The organism is Psychrobacter sp. JCM 18900, assembly GCF_904846625.1.
In the GTDB taxonomy this organism is placed as follows: Bacteria; Pseudomonadota; Gammaproteobacteria; order Pseudomonadales; family Moraxellaceae; genus Psychrobacter.
Genome location: NZ_CAJHBL010000007.1, coordinates 91,320 through 117,001, shown reverse-complemented (window position 1 = coordinate 117,001; position 25,682 = coordinate 91,320). Strand labels below are relative to the sequence as shown.

Annotated in this window: 37 protein-coding genes; 4 read left to right on the top strand and 33 right to left on the bottom strand. The window is 42.2% G+C overall.

What is annotated here, in order from left to right:
• Nucleotides 1-34: 34 nt before the first annotated feature.
• The gene (gene ilvN / locus JMX96_RS12685; RefSeq protein WP_057758828.1) at nucleotides 35-532 is read right to left on the bottom strand and encodes an acetolactate synthase small subunit; all 498 of its coding nucleotides are present in this window, start codon (nucleotides 530-532) and stop codon (nucleotides 35-37) included.
• Nucleotides 532-2,244 carry an acetolactate synthase 3 large subunit gene (locus tag JMX96_RS12680; protein ID WP_197411831.1) on the bottom strand — a complete coding sequence of 571 codons (1,713 nt, stop codon included), beginning with the start codon at nucleotides 2,242-2,244 and terminating at the stop codon, nucleotides 532-534. Before JMX96_RS12680 ends, ilvN begins: the two co-directional genes overlap by 1 nt.
• Before the next feature lie 989 nt (nucleotides 2,245-3,233).
• Between JMX96_RS12680 and JMX96_RS12675 the strand changes: the two genes are divergently transcribed.
• Entirely contained in the window at nucleotides 3,234-3,731 is a 498-nt protein-coding gene (locus JMX96_RS12675; protein ID WP_101204858.1) for a DUF4124 domain-containing protein, read from the top strand.
• Nucleotides 3,732-3,753: 22 nt separating this feature from the next.
• On the opposite strand, the gene JMX96_RS12670 is transcribed toward JMX96_RS12675, so the two are convergent.
• Complete coding sequence (locus JMX96_RS12670) at nucleotides 3,754-5,577, bottom strand: NAD(P)H-hydrate dehydratase (protein ID WP_201569461.1); 1,824 nt, start codon at nucleotides 5,575-5,577, stop codon at nucleotides 3,754-3,756.
• Nucleotides 5,578-5,822: 245 nt separating this feature from the next.
• On the opposite strand from JMX96_RS12670, the gene queG reads away from it, so the two are divergent.
• Nucleotides 5,823-6,980, top strand: coding sequence for a tRNA epoxyqueuosine(34) reductase QueG (queG, locus tag JMX96_RS12665; RefSeq protein ID WP_201569459.1), 1,158 nt, complete (start codon nucleotides 5,823-5,825; stop codon nucleotides 6,978-6,980).
• A 146-nt stretch (nucleotides 6,981-7,126) separates the two neighbouring features.
• Here the strand turns inward: queG and lysM are convergent, their stop codons facing one another.
• From lysM to JMX96_RS12635, 6 genes are all read right to left on the bottom strand, one after another.
• Entirely contained in the window at nucleotides 7,127-7,636 is a 510-nt protein-coding gene (lysM, locus tag JMX96_RS12660; protein WP_201569457.1) for a peptidoglycan-binding protein LysM, read from the bottom strand.
• Between the two features lie 282 nt (nucleotides 7,637-7,918).
• Nucleotides 7,919-8,155 (bottom strand): acyl carrier protein, encoded by a 237-nt coding sequence (acpP, locus tag JMX96_RS12655; protein WP_057758815.1) that lies wholly within the window; start codon nucleotides 8,153-8,155, stop codon nucleotides 7,919-7,921.
• Between the two features lie 270 nt (nucleotides 8,156-8,425).
• Nucleotides 8,426-9,154 carry a 3-oxoacyl-ACP reductase FabG gene (gene fabG / locus JMX96_RS12650; RefSeq protein WP_057758813.1) on the bottom strand — a complete coding sequence of 243 codons (729 nt, stop codon included), beginning with the start codon at nucleotides 9,152-9,154 and terminating at the stop codon, nucleotides 8,426-8,428.
• Nucleotides 9,151-10,119 carry an ACP S-malonyltransferase gene (gene fabD / locus JMX96_RS12645; protein WP_201569455.1) on the bottom strand — a complete coding sequence of 323 codons (969 nt, stop codon included), beginning with the start codon at nucleotides 10,117-10,119 and terminating at the stop codon, nucleotides 9,151-9,153. Before fabD ends, fabG begins: the two co-directional genes overlap by 4 nt.
• Nucleotides 10,120-10,544: 425 nt before the next feature.
• On the bottom strand, nucleotides 10,545-10,727 hold the full coding sequence (rpmF, locus tag JMX96_RS12640) for a 50S ribosomal protein L32 (RefSeq protein ID WP_057758809.1): 183 nt from the start codon (nucleotides 10,725-10,727) through the stop codon (nucleotides 10,545-10,547).
• A 318-nt stretch (nucleotides 10,728-11,045) separates the two neighbouring features.
• On the bottom strand, nucleotides 11,046-11,639 hold the full coding sequence (locus tag JMX96_RS12635) for a YceD family protein (protein ID WP_201569453.1): 594 nt from the start codon (nucleotides 11,637-11,639) through the stop codon (nucleotides 11,046-11,048).
• A 181-nt stretch (nucleotides 11,640-11,820) separates the two neighbouring features.
• Between JMX96_RS12635 and JMX96_RS12630 the strand changes: the two genes are divergently transcribed.
• Both JMX96_RS12630 and JMX96_RS12625 read left to right on the top strand, forming a co-directional pair.
• Entirely contained in the window at nucleotides 11,821-12,564 is a 744-nt protein-coding gene (locus tag JMX96_RS12630) for an elongation factor P hydroxylase (RefSeq protein ID WP_201569451.1), read from the top strand.
• Nucleotides 12,565-12,796: 232 nt separating this feature from the next.
• Nucleotides 12,797-13,417, top strand: a complete 621-nt coding sequence (locus tag JMX96_RS12625; protein WP_160023599.1) for an L-threonylcarbamoyladenylate synthase — start codon at nucleotides 12,797-12,799, stop codon at nucleotides 13,415-13,417.
• A gap of 131 nt (nucleotides 13,418-13,548) precedes the next feature.
• Here the strand turns inward: JMX96_RS12625 and rplQ are convergent, their stop codons facing one another.
• From rplQ to rplB, 24 genes are all read right to left on the bottom strand, one after another.
• The gene (gene rplQ, locus JMX96_RS12620) at nucleotides 13,549-13,908 is read right to left on the bottom strand and encodes a 50S ribosomal protein L17 (protein ID WP_021813387.1); all 360 of its coding nucleotides are present in this window, start codon (nucleotides 13,906-13,908) and stop codon (nucleotides 13,549-13,551) included.
• Between the two features lie 19 nt (nucleotides 13,909-13,927).
• Nucleotides 13,928-14,935, bottom strand: coding sequence for a DNA-directed RNA polymerase subunit alpha (locus JMX96_RS12615; RefSeq protein ID WP_021813386.1), 1,008 nt, complete (start codon nucleotides 14,933-14,935; stop codon nucleotides 13,928-13,930).
• Nucleotides 14,936-15,015: 80 nt separating this feature from the next.
• On the bottom strand, nucleotides 15,016-15,657 hold the full coding sequence (gene rpsD, locus JMX96_RS12610) for a 30S ribosomal protein S4 (RefSeq protein ID WP_057758723.1): 642 nt from the start codon (nucleotides 15,655-15,657) through the stop codon (nucleotides 15,016-15,018).
• 48 nt (nucleotides 15,658-15,705) lie between these two features.
• The gene (gene rpsK / locus JMX96_RS12605) at nucleotides 15,706-16,095 is read right to left on the bottom strand and encodes a 30S ribosomal protein S11 (RefSeq protein WP_010196728.1); all 390 of its coding nucleotides are present in this window, start codon (nucleotides 16,093-16,095) and stop codon (nucleotides 15,706-15,708) included.
• A gap of 20 nt (nucleotides 16,096-16,115) precedes the next feature.
• Nucleotides 16,116-16,472: a 30S ribosomal protein S13 gene (gene rpsM / locus JMX96_RS12600; protein ID WP_021813384.1), complete on the bottom strand. Its 357-nt coding sequence runs from the start codon at nucleotides 16,470-16,472 to the stop codon at nucleotides 16,116-16,118.
• 247 nt (nucleotides 16,473-16,719) lie between these two features.
• Nucleotides 16,720-16,836, bottom strand: coding sequence for a 50S ribosomal protein L36 (gene rpmJ / locus JMX96_RS12595; RefSeq protein ID WP_010196721.1), 117 nt, complete (start codon nucleotides 16,834-16,836; stop codon nucleotides 16,720-16,722).
• A 31-nt stretch (nucleotides 16,837-16,867) separates the two neighbouring features.
• On the bottom strand, nucleotides 16,868-18,199 hold the full coding sequence (gene secY, locus JMX96_RS12590; protein WP_166739245.1) for a preprotein translocase subunit SecY: 1,332 nt from the start codon (nucleotides 18,197-18,199) through the stop codon (nucleotides 16,868-16,870).
• A 19-nt stretch (nucleotides 18,200-18,218) separates the two neighbouring features.
• A complete protein-coding gene (rplO, locus tag JMX96_RS12585) occupies nucleotides 18,219-18,659 on the bottom strand; it encodes a 50S ribosomal protein L15 (RefSeq protein ID WP_057758719.1) in 441 nt (146 codons plus the stop codon).
• The gene (gene rpmD / locus JMX96_RS12580) at nucleotides 18,659-18,838 is read right to left on the bottom strand and encodes a 50S ribosomal protein L30 (RefSeq protein WP_057758718.1); all 180 of its coding nucleotides are present in this window, start codon (nucleotides 18,836-18,838) and stop codon (nucleotides 18,659-18,661) included. Before rpmD ends, rplO begins: the two co-directional genes overlap by 1 nt.
• A 20-nt stretch (nucleotides 18,839-18,858) precedes the next feature.
• On the bottom strand, nucleotides 18,859-19,374 hold the full coding sequence (rpsE, locus tag JMX96_RS12575) for a 30S ribosomal protein S5 (protein WP_057758716.1): 516 nt from the start codon (nucleotides 19,372-19,374) through the stop codon (nucleotides 18,859-18,861).
• Nucleotides 19,375-19,376: 2 nt separating this feature from the next.
• Nucleotides 19,377-19,727 (bottom strand): 50S ribosomal protein L18, encoded by a 351-nt coding sequence (gene rplR / locus JMX96_RS12570; RefSeq protein ID WP_057758713.1) that lies wholly within the window; start codon nucleotides 19,725-19,727, stop codon nucleotides 19,377-19,379.
• A gap of 11 nt (nucleotides 19,728-19,738) precedes the next feature.
• Nucleotides 19,739-20,272: a 50S ribosomal protein L6 gene (gene rplF, locus JMX96_RS12565; protein ID WP_057758710.1), complete on the bottom strand. Its 534-nt coding sequence runs from the start codon at nucleotides 20,270-20,272 to the stop codon at nucleotides 19,739-19,741.
• A gap of 176 nt (nucleotides 20,273-20,448) precedes the next feature.
• Nucleotides 20,449-20,847, bottom strand: a complete 399-nt coding sequence (gene rpsH, locus JMX96_RS12560; RefSeq protein ID WP_101204864.1) for a 30S ribosomal protein S8 — start codon at nucleotides 20,845-20,847, stop codon at nucleotides 20,449-20,451.
• Nucleotides 20,848-20,858: 11 nt separating this feature from the next.
• Nucleotides 20,859-21,164, bottom strand: coding sequence for a 30S ribosomal protein S14 (gene rpsN, locus JMX96_RS12555; RefSeq protein ID WP_010196705.1), 306 nt, complete (start codon nucleotides 21,162-21,164; stop codon nucleotides 20,859-20,861).
• Between the two features lie 12 nt (nucleotides 21,165-21,176).
• A complete protein-coding gene (rplE, locus tag JMX96_RS12550) occupies nucleotides 21,177-21,713 on the bottom strand; it encodes a 50S ribosomal protein L5 (RefSeq protein WP_101204865.1) in 537 nt (178 codons plus the stop codon).
• Nucleotides 21,714-21,734: 21 nt separating this feature from the next.
• On the bottom strand, nucleotides 21,735-22,052 hold the full coding sequence (gene rplX / locus JMX96_RS12545; RefSeq protein WP_101204866.1) for a 50S ribosomal protein L24: 318 nt from the start codon (nucleotides 22,050-22,052) through the stop codon (nucleotides 21,735-21,737).
• Between the two features lie 8 nt (nucleotides 22,053-22,060).
• A complete protein-coding gene (gene rplN, locus JMX96_RS12540; protein WP_010196702.1) occupies nucleotides 22,061-22,429 on the bottom strand; it encodes a 50S ribosomal protein L14 in 369 nt (122 codons plus the stop codon).
• Between the two features lie 183 nt (nucleotides 22,430-22,612).
• Nucleotides 22,613-22,888, bottom strand: coding sequence for a 30S ribosomal protein S17 (gene rpsQ / locus JMX96_RS12535; protein WP_021813375.1), 276 nt, complete (start codon nucleotides 22,886-22,888; stop codon nucleotides 22,613-22,615).
• A complete protein-coding gene (gene rpmC / locus JMX96_RS12530; protein ID WP_025644397.1) occupies nucleotides 22,885-23,082 on the bottom strand; it encodes a 50S ribosomal protein L29 in 198 nt (65 codons plus the stop codon). Before rpmC ends, rpsQ begins: the two co-directional genes overlap by 4 nt.
• Nucleotides 23,082-23,495, bottom strand: a complete 414-nt coding sequence (rplP, locus tag JMX96_RS12525) for a 50S ribosomal protein L16 (protein ID WP_025644399.1) — start codon at nucleotides 23,493-23,495, stop codon at nucleotides 23,082-23,084. The genes rpmC and rplP overlap by 1 nt, the downstream gene beginning before the upstream one ends.
• A gap of 3 nt (nucleotides 23,496-23,498) precedes the next feature.
• Nucleotides 23,499-24,221 (bottom strand): 30S ribosomal protein S3, encoded by a 723-nt coding sequence (gene rpsC, locus JMX96_RS12520; RefSeq protein WP_057758704.1) that lies wholly within the window; start codon nucleotides 24,219-24,221, stop codon nucleotides 23,499-23,501.
• Between the two features lie 3 nt (nucleotides 24,222-24,224).
• On the bottom strand, nucleotides 24,225-24,554 hold the full coding sequence (gene rplV / locus JMX96_RS12515; RefSeq protein WP_021813373.1) for a 50S ribosomal protein L22: 330 nt from the start codon (nucleotides 24,552-24,554) through the stop codon (nucleotides 24,225-24,227).
• A 10-nt stretch (nucleotides 24,555-24,564) separates the two neighbouring features.
• On the bottom strand, nucleotides 24,565-24,840 hold the full coding sequence (gene rpsS / locus JMX96_RS12510; protein WP_010196682.1) for a 30S ribosomal protein S19: 276 nt from the start codon (nucleotides 24,838-24,840) through the stop codon (nucleotides 24,565-24,567).
• A 12-nt stretch (nucleotides 24,841-24,852) separates the two neighbouring features.
• Nucleotides 24,853-25,680: a 50S ribosomal protein L2 gene (gene rplB / locus JMX96_RS12505; RefSeq protein ID WP_057758702.1), complete on the bottom strand. Its 828-nt coding sequence runs from the start codon at nucleotides 25,678-25,680 to the stop codon at nucleotides 24,853-24,855.
• Between the last annotated feature and the right edge of the window lie 2 nt (nucleotides 25,681-25,682).

Below are 25,682 nucleotides of genomic sequence, written 5' to 3'. Positions count from 1 at the left end.
ATAAATATTGGTTTACACTGGTTTTGATAAATAATTAAATGCTTAGAGTCTTTTCACCGCGGGCAATACCAATCACACCTGAGCGAACCACTTCCATAATACGCTCACGGCCAATCACATCGATAAAACCATCAAGTTTGGCTTTGTCGCCCACGATTTGAATCGTATATAAGTTCGAATTTACATCGACGATTTGTGCGCGGAAAATATCTGCGCTACGTTTAATCTCTTCACGAACACCGCCTGTTGCACGGACTTTAATGAGCATCAATTCACGCTCAACGTGTACGTTCTCCGTCAGATTAAGCACTTTAACCACTTCAATCAATTTATGCAATTGTTTGGTGATTTGCTCAATTCTTTCAGGTGACGTAATAGTCGTAACCGTTAGACGTGAAATACTTGGGTCATCAGTAGGTGCGACGTTCAAAGTTTCGATATTGTAGCCACGTTGTGAGAACAAGCCGACTAACCGCGACAACGAACCCGCTTCGTTTTCCATCAATACCGAAATCAGATGTTGTTGTTGCATTAGGTACGCTCCCCTTTTGTTAACCACATATCACGCATGGCCTGTCCAGCGATTTGCATTGGATATACATGCTCATTACGATCGACGTAAACATCGATAAATACCAGTTTGTCTTTCATAGCCATTGCTTCAGCCAATTGTGCTTCCATGGTTGCAGGGTCAGTAATTTTGATACCGACATGACCATAGCTTTCAGCCAATTTGACAAAATCTGGTAAGGAGTTCATATAAGACTGGGCATGACGACCTTCATACAGCATATCTTGCCACTGCTTCACCATACCAAGCTGCGCATTGTTAATGTTCAGAATTTTAACTGGTAAGTTATATTGCAAGCAGGTCGATAGCTCTTGGATATTCATCTGAATAGAGCCTTCACCAGTAATACAAACCACATCACGCTCAGGATTGGCAAGTTTGGCAGCCATTGCATACGGCAGACCAACCCCCATGGTACCAAGACCACCTGAATTCAGCCATTGACGTGGCTCATTGTAAGTATAGTAAAGAGCTGCGAACATCTGATGCTGACCGACGTCACTTGTGATAATAGCGTTACTGTTAGTCACTTTATCTAAAGCTTGCACGACACTTTGTGGCTTAATGCCATTATCTGTGCTGGTGTCATAACGTAAGCCATGACGCTTACGCCACTCATTAATTTGTGACCACCAATCGAGCAATGCGTGCTGCTCTAACTGCTTGTCTTGACCAACAATCTCTAGCATGTCCGTTAAGACTGACTTCACATCACCTACGATAGGAATGTGCGCAAGAATCGTTTTTGAAATTGACGCAGGATCGATGTCGATATGAATGATAGTTGCGTTAGGGCAGAATTTTTTAACGTTATTGGTCACACGATCATCGAAACGCGCGCCGACGGCCAAAATCACATCAGCATGGTGCATACTCATATTGGCTTCGTAAGTACCGTGCATGCCAAGCATACCTAAGAACTGACGATCAGAGCCAGGGAATGTACCAAGACCCATCAAAGTATTAGTCACTGGTAAATTCAGACGATGTGCAAGATCTGTTAACTCTTCGTGCGCATTGCTCCAAATCACACCGCCGCCTGCATATACAACAGGACGCTGCGCTGCTAATAGCGTTTCAATGGCTTTTTTGATTTGACCGCTGTGACCTTTGAGTGAAGGCTGATACGAACGTATAAATACTTCTTCTGGATATTCGTAAGCGAATTTTTCGCTAGGCGCAGTCATGTCTTTTGGCACATCAATGACAACAGGGCCTGGGCGACCAGTCTGGGCAATATAAAATGCCTTTTTTACAATCATTGGAATTTCGCTAGCATGGCGTACTTGGAAGCTATGCTTAACGATAGGACGTGATACGCCTACCATATCGGTTTCTTGGAAAGCATCTTCACCGATTAGGCTGCTTGGCACCTGACCTGCGATTACAACCATTGGTACAGAGTCCATAAAGGCAGTAGCAATAGCTGTCACGGTATTGGTCGCACCAGGGCCTGATGTGGCCAACACGACGCCAGTATTACCAGTCACTCGCGAATAAGCATCGGCCATGTGGCCCGCTGCTTGCTCGTGACGTACTAAGATGTGCTCAATATTTTCTTGCTGAAACAGCGCATCATAAATGTGTAAGACCGCGCCACCTGGATAGCCAAAGATGTATTCGACACCTTCGTCAGTCAGTGCTTGCACCAGCATTTCAGCGCCCGATAGCATCACAGGCTGTGCACTACCTTCTGCAAGACGTTGTTGCTTTTGTTCAAAATTTTTGGCGGCATTACCCGTTTGGGTATGTCCCGTCATGTTCGGACTTTGCGTGGTTTGCGTCACTGTCATCACCTTTTTTTGCGGCGAGAATTTGCGGGGTTCTATGAGCAAAAATAATCACTTACCGTCGTTATTTCTACTTATTGAATGATCGCTAATTCTTGTCCATATCAAGAATATCTGCCCAATAGGTTTAATTAAAAATGTCTCATAGGACAATACTAATCAAACATAGCAGTGTATTTTAGGTCAGCTTTGTGATGGATGTTTATCGATATACAGTGACAAGATGCGAGTGCATCTATAAAAGAAGACGCTTATTATTGAGATTAGATACTAGCAAGTACCTATTGTAACTTTATTTGTGTGACTTTATTTGTACAGATGCATCGATATACACAAGTAAAAAACTTCATAGCCAATGCTAAATTATAAGATCTTTAGAACTTACAATAGGCTTTGGTGAAACCTCTTAACGGCGTACTATATCGCGTTTGATACAGCTGCTAAAAACACATTTAGCACATTTCAAATAATAAGTTTATCTTAGTCATTGTAGACAGATAAGTCCGGAGACAATGTATCGCTATCAATAGTGGTCGTTGTGCCACTATGCTTGCTATATCATTATCACAAAGGAAATAAAACTGCATAAGCTACCGATAAGTAACTCGTCGTTTTCTTTCTCAAGTGCCACGGCAACATCGTAAAAGCCGCTCACTGACCAATCAACTGCTATTATATTCGATGGTTTACGAGTTATTGTCAAGAAAAACTTCTAAAGCCTATCCCAAACTATTAGTTATTAAATAATATACATTGATAAGTATTATTTGCTAGAATCGATAGTCGATACATTATTACTACCAATAAAACGTTCAAGTGTTATATTTACACCCATATACATTTGATTTTTATTAAATAAGAGGATTGCTACTATGGCATATGCGTCTAAGATATATACCGCTGCCAAACTGTTGATGAGTACTGCGTGTATGCTAATGCTGTCCATGAATGCCAGTCAGGCTATTCAAGTTTATAAATCCATTGGGGCACACGGTGAAGTAAAATATAGCCAACATGCGCCGCAAGTCGGTAAAAATATCGAACTGATTGAGTTTCGTAGTGATGGTAGACAGAATAATGCAGGACAAATGGCAGGGAAAACAGATCCTAACCAAAGCAGCAATGCTCAAACTGCAGAAGAACAACGAGTAGCAGCACTTGAAGCACGCATTAAAGAACAAGAAGCTCAAGCTAATGCTCAACGCTGCCAATCACTGCGTAATAACTTGACCAACCTAAATGTCGGCGGCCGTATCTATGAGATGGATGCCAACGGTAAACGTCAATATTTAGATGGTCGTGAGATTGAGCTTAAGCGCGAGCGCGTACAGCAAGCGATTACTCAGTATTGCTCCAACCCTTCTACCTAACCAGACCTCTTGAAAGCAAATCTCAAACTATCATAAGCTGCATGACGTGACGAATGGCTGCTGGCATATCTTGAGCTTGTAGCCCTCGTTGCCCTACTAGCATTATATTGGTGTTGCTATTCGCTTGATTTACTAATACATCTCCTGCAAACCCATGTATAAGAACCGCTTGATTTAAGCTCCGTGCCTCTGCTGATAAGTCTTGCTGTGCCAATAGTCCAGCGGTCACCCCAGATAACACATCACCCATGCCAGCGGTTGCCATGCCAGCATTACCCACATTACAGACATATACTCTTTCTTTTCCCTCTTCTTGTTCTAACACTAACGATCCTGCCCCTTTTAATACCCAGTCACCACCATATGTTGCAGCGCACTGTTTTATAGCTTGCAGTCTATTGGACTCAATCTCACTTATCTTTTGATCAAGTAATCTAGCTGCTTCCCCACTATGCGGCGTCAAGCAAACCCGATGATCAGTACTGTATTCTCGTAACTCTGTTATTAGCTTGTGATTATCAATGTGCAGTGATGCTAAATGACAAAGTCCATCAGCATCGATCACGATTGATTTTTCATTCTCTATAGCAGCCTGTACATAATTAATAAATAATGCTTTAGCTTTTTCGTCACGGCCAAGCCCCATCCCAATGGCAACGATACTAGCCTGCTTAATCAGACCTTTTACTCCATTTGCGTCATGTAAATTAATAGTCATCGCATCTGGCAATGAGGTCAATAATGACCCATGAAAAGCCTCATGGCAGGCAACTGTTATTTTACCAGCGCCTGTCGCCATCGTACTGGCCGCAGACAGTATGGCAGCACCGCCCATACCTTGTGAGCCATCAATACGAGTTCCACCAATGACTAGCACATGACCATAGCTGCCTTTGTAGCTGTTTTGGCGACGCAGACTCATACTATGCGCAGCTGTCAGCAGCGTGGCAACTGGCTCAAATGCTTGAATGGTATTTTTCTCAGATATCGTGTGATTGCTAGCTATTTGGTGAAGCGCCATTTGATAAGGTATCAACGGTATATCGACTACGTCTCCGCTATAGTCTGTACCATCTTTAGTATGCAGACCAAACTTACGCGCAATCAAACATAGAGTCACGTCAGCTTGTATTGCCATGCGCTCAAACACCTCACCGGTAGAGGCCACTAACCCACTCGGAACATCAACTGCTATTGCTAAGGCGTTATTTTGCTGAGTAAAGTTATTAAAAGCGTTAATAGCTGATCTATAAACGCCTTCTGGTGCACGATCTAAGCCAATACCAAATAATGCATCGATATAAACATCAGCTAGTAAGTTTATTTTATCCGCATCATCGTGATTAACAATATCTTCAAACCGTTGATAGTGACAACTGCTCGCTAGAGCTATCTGTAATGCCTTTGTCGCGTCCGTTATATTTCCACTGTAGCTATCTTTATCGCTAGGAGTTTTAGAAGTTACTGATTGGTCATCGATAATAAAATCATCTTTACTAAAGCCAACTGTTATTACTTCTACTTGCCAGCCAGCTTGCTGTAAATAATGAGCGATAAGCCAACCATCACCGCCATTATTACCTTTCCCTACCCAGATACTTGCCCGATATGGATAATTACTGCGGTGATAAACGTTAGTATTAGCAGAGTGGCTAGTACTGACGGTTTTTCGCTCATAAATCTGCTCTATTTGCTGTGTCATTTGCCAAGCGGCTTGTTTCATCAAACCAAAACTATCGTACCTCTCTGCAAACCAAGCCTGCTCCATCGCATAAACCTGCTCACTATTATATAGCGCAATAGGTTTTGTATTTTTTATAGGTGATAAATTGGTATTATTTCTCATAACTTATCCTTGGTGTTTCTACTCATTTTTTATTTTATCTAAATTTGGTTGCTCATTTCTCATATCAGCTTAGCAAAAGCTTACCTCGACTTATGTATCAATATGAATATGAGTTTATTTTCTTTTATACTTGCACTCATTGCTCACTGGCTTATCATAGCCGTATTTACATTATCTCTGATTGTCAGATATGAATAATCTGATTAAAACAAACGAGAAAACCATCTAATAAGCACCTACTATCTATGCCTACTGATAAAAACAAAATTACCATTACCAATCCAACTGTGTTTGCAACCACTGCAGATGTTAAGCAGTGGATTACAACACAAGCACAGACACTAGGATTTGCTGATTGTGGTTTTTTATCTGTGCATCATCCTTTGTTTACTCAGCAGATTGAACAACTACAAAAGTGGCTTGATAAAGGTTATGAGGGTCAACTGAAGTTTATGCATAATAATCATGATCTGCGTGCTCATCCTGATCAGCTAGTCGAGGGCGCAAAAACCATTATCAGCGTCCGTATGGACTATCTAACTCAAGCACCGACGCCGCGCGCTGTTACTGATAATGACCACCCCAACCGAGGCATCATCGCACGTTATGCAAGAGGGCGTGACTACCATAAGACAATGCGTAGCCGTTTAAAGCAATTGGCTTTGAAGATAGAAGCAAGGCTACCTGAATGGCAACATTTGGATATCGGTTCAGAAAAAGAATTTGTGTTTAGACCTTTTAGCGATTCGGCGCCTATCTTTGAGCGGCCTATTGCAGATGCAGCAGGTCTCGGTTGGACAGGTAAACATACATTACTTATAAATAAGCAAGCTGGCTCATTTTTTGTACTCGGTGAGCTATTTTTGAGCCTTGAGCTACCCGATGACAAACCAGTCAAGGAGCATTGCGGTAGTTGTAGCGCTTGTATTGACATATGCCCTACTCAAGCAATTGTAGCGCCCCATGAGCTCAACGCCTCTGCTTGTATTTCTTATTTAACTATTGAACATGATGGCGTCATCGATACCAAATATAGACGCGCAATTGGCAATCGGGTCTTTGGCTGTGATGATTGTCAGTTAATCTGTCCATGGAATCGTTATGCCAATCTAACTACCGTTGATGACTTCGCCCCAAGGCATGGATTGGATAATAGTAGCTTGCTTGAACTATGGCAGTGGCAAGAAGCCGACTTTATGAAGAACACTCAAGGTAGCCCGCTAAGACGCACTGGCTATGTAAATTTTTTACGTAATATCGCTATCGGACTTGGCAATGCTAATGCTAGCTTAGAAGTAGTCGAACAGTTAAAATCTAAATTGACCTTACATAATGACATGCTAGATGAGCATATCGAATGGGCTCTAGCTGAGCAGCACAACAAGCTAGACTCGACTAATTAACCAATCACTTTATAACTATCAAATATCCCTGAGATAAAATGGTTATTTGAAGTGTACAACATAAAAAAAGCCTCTTAATAATAAGAGGCTTTTTTCATTAGAATATCATATTTAAAGTATTATTTTTCTATACGCTTCTTCTAGAATTATGGCTTAGGAATGCGTAGTACTTGACCTGGATAGATTTTGTCTGGATCAGATAACATTGGCTTGTTTGCTTCGAATATCTTCATATAATCGCCAGATGAACCATAAACTTCTTTAGCAATCTTAGACAAACTGTCACCAGACTTCACCGTATACATCGTAGATTCAGGTGCATCTTCTTCGATATCGATATTATCAATAACCTTTGCAACGTTTTGCACGTTACCGATAGCGATAATTGCTTTTTCACGATCAGCTTGAGTTTTAGCATTACCACTGATTTCTGCAGTATCTGTAGAACCATTATATTTAATTTTTAGGTTACTAATATTGAGGTTCTGCTGCTGAATACGGCGCAACAGAATATTAGCAACTGATTGTGCACTAGGCTCACTGTTTTGTACTGGTGTATTAGCATCTGCTTTCGTTTCTGTCTTAGCATCATGCTTTTCGTCATCACGGTTAAAAATCTTATCGCCGATATCTTTTGCAAAGCTAAACATACCCATATATCTACTCCTTGAAATATTATTATTTGTCATTCTTTTAATAAAACACGCAATCAAACAATATTTTAAATGTCTAACTGGCATCTTTTTCTACGACTTACTGTTACGAGTATAGATAAAGTGAGTCGATGTAGATAGTAATAGTATGTTGAATAATGTTGAATTGACGTAGTCAATGTTAAATTCGATTGTTGCGTTTAAAAATAATAATCACGCGCCCATAAAAAAACCGCCTATCTAATCAGATAAGCGGCATTATAAATCTGCTCAATAAGTAGCAAATTATAGTTGGGCTTGTACGTAATCAATTGCTTTTTGAACAGTAGTCAATTCTGCAGAATCTTCATCAGGAATAGTGATACCAAAATCACTTTCAAATGACATAACCAATTCAACTAGGTCTAAAGAATCTGCACCTAGGTCTTCCATGAATGAAGCATCGTTGTTGATGTCTTCAACATTCATACCTAGTTGCTCAGCTACTGCTGCTTTTACTCTTAGCTCGATATCATTACTCATGTAGATCACTCCGTTATCATCTATTATTTTTAATAAACTGCTATATCGCCTTATTTAACGCTATAGCATGGTATATAAAATGCGTTTGCCAGACCAGCAATGCTGTCTGAGTACTCTATGACATGTTATACAGTTTGTCTGATGTCTAATAAAGCCCTGTTATCATACAGGGCTTTGACTCAAAAGTATCCGTCATTATAGCACCCTTTATTATAGTTTACACTCGTTCACACAGTTTTTTATTATAACTATGTAACGCTCGTATATTGACTACATATACATGCCGCCATTGACAGGAATGACAGCACCTGTAATATAGCTGGCCTCGTCGCTAGCCAAGAAATGTACCGCTGCAGCGATGTCTTCTGGCTGACCAAGACGACTGATAGGCACAGCATCTAACATAGAGTTCAATAGGCGCTCATCAAGCTCATCTGTCATATCCGTTTCAATCAAGCCTGGTGCCACGCAGTTGATGGTCACTTGGCGTGAACCAATCTCACGTGCAAGCGTACGGCTAAACCCTTCTACGCCAGCTTTGGTCGCCGCATAGTTAGATTGCCCAGCATTGCCCATTTGAGCGACGACAGAGGTAATGTTGATAATACGGCCACGGCGTGCTTTCATCATACCGCGTACAGCACGTTTGCTCATGCGATATACTGAGGTCAAATTGGTATCGATGACATTTTCCCAATCTTCATCTTTCATGCGCATCAGTAGGCCATCTTGAGTGATACCTGCATTGTTAACCAATACTTGTACCGCGCCATAAACGCTTTCGATCTCTTCAAATAATTTATCAATTTGAGCAGTATCACGTACGTCTAAAACACGACCAATACCACCAGTGTCATGAAGGTAGTCATCGATAAGCTCTGCGCCCTTTTCAGTGGTCGCAGTTCCGATGACAAAATGTCCTTCTTTGGCAAAACGTTTGGCCACTGCTTTGCCAATACCTCGGCTAGCGCCAGTCACTAATGTAATCGTACGGCTCATGATAACACCTCCAATAATTTTTCTAGACGGGCAGGCTTGTCAGTAGGATAGCTGGCGATTGGCTGCGCCTGACGCTTCGCCAAATTGCTCAGTACATTACCACTGCCGCATTCGATTAAGATATTAATTTGCTTATCAGCTAGCTCTTGCATAGTTTTTGACCACAGTACTGGCTCGCTCAGCTGTTCAGTCAATGCTTGCTTGATACCGACCGCACTGGTTTCGACGCGCGCATAGCGATTTTGTATAACAGGAATGGTTGCCTGATCAAACTTGATACCCGCTAGTATCTCAGCCAATGCATTACTGGCAGGTTCCATAAGGGCGCAATGAGACGGCACACTCACTTTTAGAGGAACAGATTTTTTGCCAGTATTTTTGACTTTATCAATAACAGCATTAACACCAGCAGCGTTACCCGAGATAACCACTTGTCCTGGACTATTAAAATTGGCCGCACCGACTACCGCATCATCAACGTGTTCGGTTGCTTGCTCACACAAGTTTTCGACTCGGTTATCTTCTAGTCCTAGTACTGCAGCCATAGCAGTATCGACACCTACAACGGCCTCTTGCATCAACTGACCGCGCTTATGTACTAAAGTGACTGCATCACCCAGCGATATCACATTGGCAGCACAAAGGGCACTGTACTCGCCTAGAGAGTGACCAGCTAAATAACAAGGCGTCTCTTCTATTTTTTGTTGTAAGACACGCCAAATAGCAATACTAGCTGTCAAAAGCGCAGGCTGAGTATATTGGGTTTGATTGAGTTTTTCTTCGTCCTGACAGATTGCCCACAAATCCTCACCAAGCGCATCACTCGCTTCGGTAAATGTATCACGTATCTCTGGATAGATTTCGGCAAGCTCACTCGTCATTGCGACTGCTTGAGATCCTTGTCCAGGAAAAATGACCGCGATACGAGCGGGTTGCTTTTTTACCATATCGGGTACAGAAGCCATAACCAATATTCCTTATCTGATTAGAAATATCCCTAAAAACAATGGGGGGTATTATATTATTAGATGTTATACAAAGCCGCTACTTCAAGTATTTATGCAAGAAAACGGATTGTCAGTAAACTATACACTGACAGACACTATTATCATAGCGGATGCAAACCAAACAGCAAGAGTAACGCTGCCCAAATTAAAGGAGCAGATTATATCAGCACATTTTTAAATCTACTAAAAATAACAAGCGAATTAAACAATAAGTCTAGTTATAAATAACAAAAAGCCAAGTTATCCAGCCACATAATATATGATAGCGAAATAACTTGGCTTTTTTTAGCTCAAAGCTTATTGACTAATAATAACTAGGCAAAAACAATAATAGTCACCAGTACTATTATTACCTTCGCCTAAGCTATCATAGAGCCAATGTCTTAGGCGTCTTGGCTGACTTTGAACAGTTGACGACCACGGTAGAAACCATCTTTAGTCATGTGATGACGACGATGTTTTTCACCAGTAGTAGCATCTACGCTTAGTTCAGCAATTTCCATACGGTGATGTGAACGGCGCATGTCACGACGAGAACGGCTTTTACGACTTTTTTGAACAGCCATGATATAGCTCCTATACTTAAAAGGGATAAGCTTGAAATTCAGCTTAAGTCGATACTGACAGAGGCTATATAATCACAACAACCTAAGTCTTAAGCATCATTAGTTAAATAGATTGCCACTCACATAAAGCACTGACCAAGGCTGAATTCTATAAAAAATTTACCCAGTCAGTTTCTATCAGCAAGCAACAGGTTGCTCGAATGCAATAAACCGGACATTATACGCATGTTTATTAAATTAATAAAGCCCTGCCTCGCACTCTTCTGTACAAAGCTGATAAAAAGCTTTTTAAATGCATCGAGTAGATAATTTTGGCGCTTATAGTTTGCCTTTTAGCGAGGCTAAAGCAGCAAAAGGATTTTCACCTTCCTCTTCCTCTGGTATCTCGCCAAACTGCTCAACGGACATCTCACAATCGTCATGCTTTGGCGCCATCGGGGTTTTAAGCAAGATTTCGTCTTCTACCAACTTTTTAAATGGTAACAGACGCTCTGGAGATTGCTCGGTAACGATTTCATCCAGTAATAAATAATCTTGTTCATCTTTGACTAAACGAACCTGACTATCGTTTTCGAGTAGCGCGATGTCATAATCATCAGATAAGTCTATAGCGATTGGTTGTAAACAGCGCTGACAAGTTAGCCAAACATCACCTGTCAAAGTAAATGCTAAATGCAAGACGTTGTTACGACGATACAAGTTAGCGTTGAGCTGCATGTCTGACTGCTCATGTTCAGTACTCAAAGTAGTAGCAAGACGATCAAACGAGCTTGGCTTGACCTCTCCTGACCATTCGTAACCAGTGTCTGCCCACTTATCTAAGGAGATGTGCTCAGGCATGCCAGTAGATACAGGCGCTTTTTTATTGTCAGCGTGAGGTGCTGACGGTTTAGTTTCTGGAGTGCTTGACATGCGCGGCCTCATTCATAAAAACGGTGTATAATATTGCCTGCCATACTAACGGAAAGTGCCATATTCTGCTAGCGCTAGTATGTTAAGATTTTTTGGTAGTAAATTTGTTTAAGCTCTTCTACTACTTACCTTTTACCTAAAGTTTTTTGTCTTTAGTATTTATTAAGTCAATGTCTTCTCTATGAATCTATCCGATAATAAAATTAATTTTTCTGACTTACTTCCTCCTGCTGAAGCAAGTTCGTTGCTACAACAGCTTATTCAATTAAGGGGTCATACTGAAAATGTTCCTAATAATAGACTGTGCTTCGATAAAGATGAGTATTTAAACGAATTAAGAAGTCAGTGGCAAGAGTTGTCTACTACTCAATCTGATAATACTCACACAGCAGAATTGATAATTGATAGCGAACGATTAGCTACCGATTGGCTCATACAGCTATTTAATACTTTGTTCGCTAATCAGGAAGTTATATTGGCTCGTAGCAATGATGAACCCGAGTATTTTCCAGCTCAAGATAATGAACCCGCTCGAATTGAATTTGCTCATGGATTTTTTGCCAGTGCTCTGCATGAGCTGAGTCATTGGTGCGTGGCTGGTGACACTCGTAGACAGCTATCTGACTTTGGCTACTGGTATGCCCCAGATGGACGATCAGCGGCTCAGCAGCAGGCATTTGAGCGTGTAGAAATCAAACCTCAAGCATTAGAGTGTTTGTTCACCTTGGCGTGTGGACGAAATTTCCAAGTCTCACAAGATAACTTGTTTGCCGACTTCGACACTAGTAGTAGCACCTTTGCTAGTGATGTCTATCAGCAAGTCCAAAGCTATATAGCCAAACCTCATACTCTACCACGTGACGCTAAGACATTATTGACTGCGTTACTTAGTGCTTGCACTTCTTCATCTCAGATCAGCGCTTAGTTTAAATTACTGAGCTTCCCTACTTATTAACGATTTTCTACGGTTGGTAACGCCTTGCCACTAAACTTATATCTGCTTTGAGCTATACTATTGACTGAAGTAGTATTTCGAAGATATCGATCTGATTTAGTTCTAGAATAGTTTTTCTAATATATCTAGTGATTGAAACACATCTAATTAATGAAAAATTTGTCTCAATTAAAAACCAATAATTATAAAATAAGGAACCATTATGGAAGTCTTCTATATTCATCCCGATAATCCGCAGCCACGCCTCATTGAGCAAGCCGCTGACCTATTGCGCAGAGATCAGTTAATTATTTATCCAACGGATACCAGTTACGCTTTTGGTTGCCGTTTGGGTGCAAAGGATGCGCTAGCGAAGCTTAAGCAAATCCGTGAACTCGATGATAAGCATCAATTTACCTTACTATGCCGCGACCTAAGCGAAATTGCCAATTATGCAACAGTTGATAATGTGCAATTTAAACAGCTGAAAGCCCACACCCCTGCCCCAATTACTTTTATTCTTACTGCCACCAAAGACGTACCGAAAAAACTGGCGCATGCAAAGAAAAAAACCATTGGTATTCGTGTACCTAGTAACCCCATTGCTCAAGCATTATTAGAAGCGATGGATGAACCTATCTTAACCAGCTCACTGATTTTGCCTAATCGAGACGATATTTTGGATGACCCATTTGAGATTGAAGACTTACTAGGTAACCAAATTGATGGACTAATCAATGCAGGTATAAAGACAACCAAGCTTACTACTATCGTAGATATGACTAGCAGCGTTCCTGAAGTTATCAGGCAAGGTGCGGCTGATGTCGATTCGTTATTACTCTAAACAGCTAGTTATTGTTCTAAATAGCCAGTTATTGCCCTAAACAGCTACTAGTATATTTAGTCAAATTTAAGACAAAAAAAAAGCTCCAATTGCATTGGAGCTTTTTTATGGAATATGTCTTAGGTGTAAAACTAGTCGCGATCGACCAATTCTACATAAGCCATTGGCGCATTGTCACCATCACGGTAACCGCATTTTACGATACGCAAATAACCACCTGGACGCGTCTGGTAACGAGGACCTAACGTGCCAAATAATTTGCCTACCATAGCTTTGCTACGCATACGGCTGAATGCTAAACGACGGTTAGCAACGCTGTCTTCTTTAGCCATAGTGATCAATGGCTCGGCAACGCGACGTAGTTCTTTAGCTTTTGGTAAAGTTGTTTTGATCAGTTCATGCTCAAATAATGAGTTAGTCATGTTCTGAAACATTGCCTTACGATGACTGCCGGTACGACCCAGCTTGACTCCACTCTTACGATGGCGCATAGTCAAAAATCCTTAAAGTTTAACGGCTACGATAAGAAAAGCGATCATCAACACGTAAATCAGCTGGTGGCCAGTTATCTAGGCGCATACCGAGCTCTAAATCTTTAGACGCTAATACGTCCTTGATTTCTGTCAATGATTTCTTACCAAGATTTGGGGTTTTTAGAAGTTCAGTCTCTGAACGCTGTACCAAATCACCGATATAGTAAATGTTTTCAGCTTTCAAGCAGTTGGCTGAGCGAACCGTTAGTTCAAGATCGTCCACAGGGCGTAATAGCACCGGATCAACCTCTTCTTTCTCTTTCACAGGCTCAGGCGCTTCTTCAGCTTCTAGGTCAACAAAGATAGAAATCTGTTGTTGTAAAATAGTGGCTGCTTTACGAATTGCTTCTTCTGGATCTATAGTGCCATTAGTTTCAAGCTCAATGATAAGACGATCAAGATCAGTACGCTGCTCTACACGAGCGTTCTCAACCTGATAAGCAACACGAAGCACAGGACTAAAACTTGCATCAAGCTTTAAACGTCCAATTGCTTTAGTATCACCATCTTCACGGCGCTGGTTTGCTGGCTCATATCCACGACCCATCACTACACGCAAACGCATCTTAAGATGACCACGATCGCTCAATGTACCCAAGACCAATTCTGGATTGATGATGTCAACATTGTGCGGCAACGCGATGTCTGCAGCAGTAATAGTGCCTGGACCTTGTTTATCCAAGGTCAAAAATACTTCATTTTGGTCATGAAGAGTAATTGCTAAGCCTTTTAGGTTCAAAAGCAAATCAAGTACGTCTTCTTGCAGACCTTCAAGCGTTGAGTATTCATGGTCAACACCATCAATCTCAGCTTCAATGACTGCAGCACCAGGTAATGAAGATAACAAGATGCGACGCAGAGCATTACCTAGGGTATGCCCAAAGCCGCGTTCTAACGGTTCGAGCGTGACTTTCGCAATCGTTTCGTTAACCGTATCCACATTAATGGCATTCGGCGTTAGAAACTCAGTTGCATTTAGCATCATGATGTCACCTCGATTTATTAAACTGGTTTAATTAACGTTAATTGCTCAATGCCATTTTCATAACATTGAGCATTACGTCATTACTTAGAGTATAGCTCAACGATCAAGCTTTCGTTGATTTCAGCAGGTAGATCAATACGATCAGGCGCATGTTTAAACGTGCCTTGTAGTTTGCTGTGGTCAACATCAAGCCATTCTGGAATACCACGTTGTGTCGCTAATTCGATAGCGTTTTTAATACGTAGTTGTTCGCGAGATTTCTCTTGGATAGCGATGACATCACCATCTTGAAGCTGAATTGAAGGAATGTTCACACGAACAAACTCATCACGGCCAGCTTTTTTTACCATAACAGTACGATGACTGACTAGCTGACGTGCTTCTGCGCGAGTTGAGCCAAAGCCCATGCGATATACAACGTTATCTAGACGGCTCTCAAGCATTGCTAGCAAGTTTTCACCAGTAGCTCCACGCTTACGAGCAGCTTCTTTATAGTAGTTCGCGAATTGACGCTCTAGTACACCATAAATACGCTTAACTTTTTGCTTTTCACGCAACTGTAGAGCATATTCTGAGGTCTTGTTACGGCTTACGCCATGCTGACCTGGTGGACGACCAGCTTTCTTCGTTTTTACGTCATACGGTTTAACGCCAGACTTAAGGCCTAAATCCGTACCTTCACGACGTGATAATTTCAGTTTTGGTCCAATATAGCGGGCCATTGTTATGTCTCCTATAAGCTTTTAGTATAAAAAGCTTCGTCTTTAATATTAGACGCGGCGCTTTTTCGGCGCACGGCAACCATTGTGTGGGATTGGGGTTACATCAGAGATGCTGTTAACTTTATAACCCAATGCACCTAGTGCTCTTACCGCAGACTCACGACCCGGTCCTGGTCCTTTGACCAAAACATCGATATTCTTAACACCATATTCTTGGGCCGCTTTACCAGCGACTTCAGCTGCAACCTGAGCTGCAAATGGTGTAGATTTACGTGAACCACGGAAGCCTTGTCCACCTGAAGTGGCCCAAGCCAATGCATTACCTTGACGATCGGTAATCGTAACAATGGTGTTATTAAAAGACGCATGGATATGGGCAATGCCCTCCGATACTGAACGACGAGCCACCTTTTTGCGACTGCGAGTGTCTTTTGCCATCTTTTAGCTTCCTAAGTTAATTATCTTTTGAGAGGGCGTGTCGGACCCTTACGAGTACGAGCGTTGTTCTTGGTGTTCTGACCTCTAACTGGTAGGTTACGACGATGACGGATGCCACGGTAACAACCAAGATCAACTAAACGCTTGATGTTCATTGAAACTTCACGACGAAGGTCACCTTCAGTCATGTAATTTGCAACTTGTGCACGGATAGCATCTAACTGTGTATCATCTAACTGACTGACTTTAGTAGTAGGGGCGATGCCAACTGCTTCTAAGATTTTCTGAGCAGTGGTACGACCTACACCAAAGATGTAAGTTAGTGAAATAACAGCATGCTTATTATCCGGAATGTTTACGCCGGCAATACGAGCCATTGATTTCTCTCCATTAAAGAAAAATAAGCGTTATCTAGCGATAAGGCTTTACTCTTCAGATTTGTTGCTGTTAATACTAGAGCTTTTATAGTCATTATCGATGTGTTGACTATAAGTCTGCTCATCGATTCTATTATAAAAGATTTTGTATAAACACGGCAAGTGGCGGATGATATCGCATCCGCCGTTATTTTTCAAGTATTAATTTAATTAGCAGTGAAAACTAAACGTTTTCTAATACTAAAGATTAACCTTGACGTTGCTTGTGGCGAGGTTCTGCTGTACAAATAATATGTACACGGCCTTTACGGCGCACAACTTTACAGCTACCACAAATCTTTTTAACTGATGCTTGAACTTTCATAGCATGCTCCTTGAAATATCGTACCGCTCATTTAAGGTTGAGTGGGCGATTGAATTAACGTCTGATCATGATATTGATGGGTCATCAAATGCGCTTGAATCTGCGAGATGAAGTCCATTACCACAACCACCATAATCAGTAAAGACGTACCACCGAGTTGAAACGGCACACCAAACGATGACTGGACGACCATTGGCATTAAACAAATAACCGTCATATACATCGCGCCAATAAAGGTCAGTCGGTTTAATACATGATCGAGGTAACGCTGAGTTTGTTGTCCTGGGCGAATACCTGGGATATACGCACCACTACGTTTAAGGTTCTCTGCTACTTCACGCGGACTAAATACCAATGCCGTATAAAAATAACAGAAGAAGATAATCATTGCGCCAAACAGTACTAAATATAGCGGCTGTCCTGGAGACAGTACCAATGCCATATTTTGAAGTATTTTCTGTACAAAGGTGGGATCAGTCGATTGACCAACCCACTGCCCTAAACTTGCAGGAAACAATAACAAAGAACTGGCAAAAATAGCTGGGATAACCCCTGCCATATTTAGCTTCAACGGCAAATGTGATTGCTGCTGGGCATAAATTTTGCGACCTTGTTGCTGTTTTTGAGCATAGTTCACAGGAACACGGCGTTGAGCACGTTCAATATAAACGATACCCGCAGTAACCGCGATACCTAGCAGTACAAAAATAAATAGCACAATCAAGTTCATCTGACCTTGATTGACCTGTTCAATAGACTGCGAAATCATACCTGGCGTACCAGCCACAATACTCGCAAAAATGAGCATTGAAATACCATTACCTACGCCACGTTCTGTAATCTGCTCACCAAGCCACATTAAGAACATTGCGCCTGCTACTAAAGAAGTAACAGCTGGAATATAAAAGGTAAGACCAGTAGATAAAGTAAGGTTTTGGCTGATTAAGCCGGCACACATTCCTAATGACTGTACTAGGGCTAAAGCAAGCGTTCCCTGACGGGTGTACTTGTTTAGCTTGCGTCGTCCCGCTTCACCTTCTTTTTTGAGGGCTTCAAGCGATGGCAATACTGCAGACATCATCTGTACGATAATCGATGCTGAGATATATGGCATAATACCAAGTGCCATGATAGACATACGCTCTAGTGCACCACCTGAGAACATATTAAACATGCTCAGAATGGTGTTTTCGTTGCGCGAAAACAGATCAGCCAAGTTAACTGGGTTGATACCCGGAACTGGAATATGTGACCCTAAACGATAAACAATCAATGCGCCGATTAAAAATAATAAACGCGTCCATAGCTCATCATACTTACGTATAAATGCGAATGGATTAAGCGGTATACCAGCCGATGACATTGATTGTTTTGACACGTTACTACTCCTCGATGCTACCACCAGCAGCTTCGATAGCTTGCTTAGCACCTTTAGTCACTTTAATACCTTTGAAAGTATAAGCTTTAGTGACTTCGCCTGATAGCATTACACGAGCACGTTTCATATCGTGACGGATAAGGTTAGCAGCTTTAAGTGTTTCAAGGCTAACTACATCGCCTTCAATTTTATTCAGTTCAGAAAGACGTACTTCAGCAGTCTTCATAGCCAGTTTACTGGTAAAACCAAATTTTGGTAGACGACGATATAGAGGCATCTGACCACCTTCAAATCCTGAGCGAATGCTAGAACCTGAACGAGATTTCTGACCTTTTACACCACGACCACCAGTCTTACCAAGACCTGAACCGATACCACGACCACGACGCTGGGCAGTTTTCTTTGCGCCAACACCTGGTGATAATTCATTTAATCTAAGACCCATTACGCTTCCTCCACTTTTACCATGTAGTTAACGCGATTGACCATACCACGAGTCGAAGGAGTATCTTCTACTACTACAGTATGATTAATACGGCGTAAACCCAATCCTTTCAAGCTCGCTTTGTGGCTCTTTAGGCGATGGGCACCCGATTTAAATTGAGTGACTTTCATTTTTTTCATCGTAACTCACCTAGTCTAAGTTAACCCAAGATTTCGTCTACAGATTTACCACGTTTAGCTGCCATCTTCTCTGGAGTTGACATATCACGTAAACCGTTAAACGTTGCGCGAACAACGTTAGCAGTATTGGTAGAACCATAACATTTAGTCAAAACATCTTTGACACCAGCAACTTCTAATACAGCACGCATTGCGCCACCAGCGATTACGCCAGTACCTTCAGACGCAGGTTGCATATAGACTTTACTAGCACCATGACGTGCTTTGATTGGATGATGCAAAGTTGCATCATTTAGCTCAACAGTAATCATATTACGTTTGGCAGCTTCTAGTGCTTTTTGGATAGCAGCTGGCACTTCACGTGCTTTACCGCGACCAAAACCAACACGACCATTGCCATCGCCCACTACAGTCAATGCAGTGAAAGAGAAAATACGACCACCTTTAACAACTTTCGCTACGCGATCAACGGTAACTAAGCGTTCTACTAGACCGTCAGTCTGTTCATTTTTATCATTTTTATCATTTCTAGCCATGATTAAAACTCCAATCCGTTTTCGCGAGCAGCTTCTGCTAAAGCTTTAACTCGACCATGATATTTGAAACCACTACGGTCAAAGGCAACTTTAGTAATGCCAGCTGCTTTTGCGCGTTCTGCGATCATTTGGCCTACAGACGTTGCTGAATCAGCATTACCAGTCGCGCCTGAACGCAAGCTGCTGTCTAAGGTAGATGCCTGAGCAATCACTTCACCACCATTTGGAGAGATAATCTGGGCATAAATATGTTTTGACGTGCGGTTAACCGTTAAGCGATGAACGCCTAAGAAACGGATATGCGCGCGTGTTTTCTTAGCTCGACGCAGACGAGCTGCTTTTTTATCAAACATTTCAACTCACCTTATTTTTTCTTAGCTTCTTTGCGAATCACATGCTCGTCACTATAACGAATACCTTTGCCTTTGTAAGGCTCAGGTGGGCGGAAACCACGGATGTTGGCGGCTGCTTGACCAAGCTGCTGCTTATTGTTTGATTTCAAAACAATTTCAGTTTGCGTTGGCGTTTCAGCTGATACACCTTCAGGTAACGTATACTCTACTGGATGAGAATAACCAACGTTCAAGGTTACTTTGTTACCAGTAACTTGCGCGCGATAACCAACACCAATCAACTGAAGACGTCTTTCAAAGCCTTCGTTCACGCCAGTAACATAGTTGTTAACAAGAGCGCGCATGGTGCCAGTGTGCATCATAGCTTCTTTTGAATCGACTGTAGGTGAGAAAATGATAGCATCATCTTCCTGTTTCAGCTCGACCAATTCATGCAGGCGTAAAGACATAGAACCGTTCTTGCCTTTAACTTCGACCTGCCGATCGTTCAAAGTAACGCTTACGCCGTTTGGCAGCGTCACTGGGGCTTTAGCCACACGAGACATAGGAATATTCCTTAAAAAATTTAACTTCTTTATATTAGCGAAAAAACTAACAGGCTAAAAAGCGTGTTAGTTTAGCATAGTTGACTGTGTTAGACATCTATCAATTCGAAATAATTTAATATTACTCAACCAATAGAAGCCTAACAACCATCAAATAGACTTCATCGTCGTATAGCTTACGCTACAAATGCGACGATTTCACCACCGATACCAGCAGCGCGTGCAGCACGATCGCTCATGATACCTTGGCTAGTAGATACGATAGCAACACCCATACCTTGCTTAACAGTAGGGATAGCGTCTTTACCGCGGAACTGGCGTAAACCAGGACGGCTATAACGTTGGATAGTTTCGATGACAGCACGGCCTTCGAAATATTTCAATTCAATAGTAAGGGTTGCTTTGTTGTTTTCTTCTTCAGCAACAACAGCGCTAGCCACATAACCTTCGCTAACTAGTAAATCAGCAATTGATTTACGTAATTTAGAGCTCGGCATTGCTACCGATACTTTGTTAGCCATTTGTGCGTTACGGATACGGGTTAGCATATCCCCAACGGTATCTTGCATACTCATATAGTTACTCCTTACCAGCTTGCTTTACGAACACCAGGCACATCGCCTTGCATGACACGCTCACGCAGCATATTGCGTGACAAGCCAAACTTGCGGAAGTAACCGTGAGGACGACCGGTGATAGCACAACGATTACGCAGACGTACTGGTGATGAGTTGCGTGGAAGAGCTTGTAGCTCTAACATCGCTTCCATACGAGTTTCGTCACTTGCAGTCATATCACTGATAGTTTCTTTTAGCTTGATACGCTTTTCAGCATATTTAGCAACCATTTTTTCGCGCTTTAATTCGCGGTTAATCATGCTCTTCTTTGCCATAACGTCTTTACCTTATTTAAATGGGAAGCCGAATGCTTTAAGCAACGCACGACCTTCTTCATCAGATTGAGCTGACGTGGTGATTGTCACATCCATACCACGGATACGATCAATCTTGTCAAAATCTACTTCTGGGAATACGATTTGTTCTTTGATACCCAATGAGTAGTTACCACGTCCGTCAAAGGCTTTAGGTGAAAAACCGCGGAAATCACGAATACGAGGAATTGCAATGGCAACGAGACGATCTAAAAATTCGTACATTTGCTCACCGCGTAGCGTTACTTTACAGCCAATTGGCCATTCTTCACGAATCTTAAAGCCAGCAACTGATTTACGCGCTTTGGTGACAACAGGTTTTTGACCAGCAATCGCGGTCATATCAGCTACAGCACCTTCCAACAATTTCTTGTCTTGAGACGCGCCGCCTACACCCATGTTAAGTGTGATTTTAGTGATTTTAGGCACTTGCATCACATTTGCCAAACCAAGCTCTTCTTTGATTTGCTGCTTTAGTTCATCATTATATAAAGATTTTAATCTTGCCATTACCATTACACCCTTAGTGTCTTACGCAGTCGCCACTACTTCACCGCTTGAACGATAGACGCGTTGTTTCTTGCCGTCTTCGCCAAACTGATAAGTAATACGGTCTGCTTTTTGGGTTTGCGCATTTAAGATTGCGACATTTGAGATATGCAGAAAAGCTTCTTGCTTAAGAATGCCACCTTCAACGCCAGTTGCCTGATTTGGCTTCTGATGTTTAGTGACAATATTAATGCCTTCAACTTTAATACGATCGTTTTTTACAGCTTGTACAGTACCTTGCTTGCCTTTGTCTTTCCCAGCAATCACGATAACTGTATCGCCTTTACGTAATTTTGACATGGATTACCTCACAATACTTCTGGTGCTAGTGATACAATTTTCATAAACTGATCACCACGTAGTTCACGAGTTACCGGTCCAAAAATACGAGTTGCAATCGGCGCTTTGTTTTGGTTCAACAATACTGCAGCATTGTCGTCAAAACGTAACACAGAACCATCTGGACGACGAACGCCTTTTTTGGTACGTACAACTACTGCATTCATCACGTCGCCTTTTTTAACACGACCACGAGGAATGGCTTCTTTAACCGTTACTTTAATAATGTCGCCAACTGATGCATAACGACGATGAGAACCACCCAGTACTTTAATGCACTGAACTCGCCTTGCACCGCTATTGTCTGCAACTTCCAGCATTGACTCAACCTGAATCATAGCGTTACTCCACACGTATGAGCAATAAAAACCAGTTGCTGCCGCTAGCACAGAATGAGTAGGACGGCATTTTAATATAAATAACCGCGACTTACTCTTAATGTGAGTGATATACGCTCGGCGCAATCAGCATCCTTAAAAAGGCGGCTATTTTAACAGCTTCTGGCTTTTAATGCAATTTACTTAGATTTTTTCTACTTTTTCAACCACATCAACTAAAGTCCAAGACTTAGTTTTTGAGATTGGACGCGTTTCTTTGATGCGGACAAGGTCGCCTTGTTGGCAAACGTTATTCTCATCATGAGCTTTGATTTTCGTAGAACGACGAAGCTGCTTGCCATACAAAGGATGACGAACCAGACGCTCAATCAAAACTGTGATGGACTTGTCCATCTTGTCGCTGACAACTCGTCCTGTCAATACGCTAGCATTGGTAGCTGTTTGATTGTTATCGCTCATGAGTCGCCTCGTTGTTTCTCGTTAATCAAAGTCTGAAGCTGGGCAATCGTGCGACGATTGGCTCTAACTTCATGGGTATTACCCAACTGACCAGTTGCTTTAGCCATACGAATACGGAAAGCATCAAGTTGCTTTTCATCAAGTAACTGGGTCAGTTCTTCTAATGATTTATCACGTAATTCACTGATCTTCATTACATTATCGTCCGCTTAACAATGGTAGTTTTAAAGGGCAATTTTGCTGCAGCGAGCGTTAATGCATCACGAGCAAGCTCTTCAGATACCCCTTCAATTTCATATAGCACTTTACCAGGTTTGATTTCGCATACCCAATATTCTACTGGACCTTTACCTTTACCCATACGTACTTCTAATGGTTTGTTGGTAATTGGTTTGTCAGGGAATACACGAATCCAAATCTTACCGCCACGCTTAATTTTACGAGTGATGGTACGACGTGCTGCTTCGATTTGACGAGCTGTCATACGACCACGCGTCAATGATTTTAGACCAATTTGTCCGAATGCAACGGTGCTTCCACGATGAGCTAGCCCAGTGTTACGACCTTTGTGCATTTTACGAAACTTGGTACGTTTTGGCTGTAACATAGTTTAACCTCTGTCTGAGTTTCGACGGTTTCCACGACCACGGCGTTTTGGCGCACGAGTCTGCTCTTCTTTGACGGGATTATATACACTGTTCATACCGTCAAGGATTTCGCCACGGAAAATCCAAACTTTAACACCGATGGTGCCGTAAGTTGTCTCTGCACGAATTGACGAGTAGTCAATATCAGCACGGAGTGTATGCAATGGCACACGACCTTCACGGTACCATTCACTACGAGCAATCTCAGCACCGCCTAGACGGCCAGACAGCTCAACCTTGATACCTTTAGCACCAGAACGCATGCTGTTCTGTACCGCGCGTTTCATAGCACGACGGAACATAACACGACGCTCAAGCTGGCTACCAATGCCGTCTGCTACCAAACGTGCATCAAGGTCAGGTGACGTGATTTCTTCAATGTTGACCTGAGCAGGTACGCCCATAATTTTGGTCAATTCTTTTTGAAGTCTTTCGATATCTTCGCCTTTCTTACCGATAACAATACCAGGACGCGCAGTGGCGATGGTAATCTTAGCAGCGCCAGTAGGACGCTCGATCATGATGTTGCTGATCATAGCGTTGTCTAGCTTTTTGCGTAGATATTCACGAACTTGAATGTCGTTGATTAGGTATTCTGAGTATTGTTTAGGGTTAGCATACCAGTTTGCGTTATGCTTTTTTACAACACCAAGACGAATTCCGATTGGATGTACTTTTTGACCCATAACTTATTCTCCTACCTTTATAGTGATGTGACAAGTACGCTTGCTGATACGATCAGCACGGCCTTTGGCACGTGGTAGGATACGTTTTAGCGTAATGCCTTCATCAACATAGATAGTAGCGACTTTTAGGTCGTCAATATCTAAGCCGTGATTATGTTCGGCATTGGCGATGGCTGAGTTAAGGCATTTCTTAACAAACACAGCGCCTTTTTTATTGCTATACGTTAGGATATCCAAAGCACGCTCAATAGATTTGCCACGAACTTCATCAGCAACGAGTCTAACTTTTTGTGCCGATATGGCGGCACCGCGTAATTTTGCAGTTACTTCCATGGTAAGCACCTTATCTCTTAGCTTTTTTGTCAATGCCGTGACCACGATACGTACGAGTCGGGGCAAATTCACCTAGTTTATGACCAACCATCTGCTCGCTCACGATAACCGGTACATGAGTACGGCCGTTGTGAACAGATAAAGTTAGGCCAACCATTTGTGGCAGAATCATCGAGCGGCGCGACCAAGTCTTAATTGGCTTGCGTGAGTTGGTGTCTAATGCATTCTCAACTTTAGCAAACAAGTGCGCGTCTATGAATGGACCTTTTTTCAATGAACGAGGCATGAAATTCTTCCTTTATTTCTTCTTGGCGCGACGGCGGATGATCATGTTGTCAGTACGCTTATTGTGACGCGTTTTAAGTCCTTTAGACTTCTGACCCCAAGGGCTGGTTGGATGGCGACCTTTGTTACGACCTTCACCACCACCGTGTGGGTGATCAACCGGGTTCATAGCGACACCACGAACAGAAGGACGAACACCACGCCAACGTGAAGCACCGGCTTTACCAAGTGATTTCAAGTTGTTTTCAGTGTTAGAAACTTCACCAATAACAGCGCGGCAATTTACGTGTACACGGCGAGTTTCGCCAGAACGCATACGTAGAATAGCATAAACACCGTCACGACCTAGTAACTGAACGCTAGCACCCGCAGAACGAGCCATCTGTGCACCTTTACCGATTTTAAGCTCGATATTGTGAATCACAGTACCCAATGGGATGTTTTTTAGCGGTAAGCAGTTACCTGGACGAATTGGAGAAGTCTCGCCTGACATTACTGTATCACCAACTACTTGTTTCTTAGCAGCGATAATGTAACGACGTTCGCCATCAGCATACTTAAGTAGAGCAATATGAGCAGTACGGTTAGGATCGTATTCGATACGCTCTACCGTTGCTGGGATATTGTCTTTAGTACGTTTGAAATCGATAATGCGATAATGTTGCTTATGACCACCGCCAATGTGACGAGTAGTAATGCGGCCATTATTGTTACGACCACCTGACTTGCTTTTTGATTCTAGAAGTGCTGCAAACGGACGACCTTTGTACAGGTGTGGATGCACTACTTTTTCAACAAAACGACGGCCTGGTGATGTTGGCTTTGCTCTTACGATAGGCATGA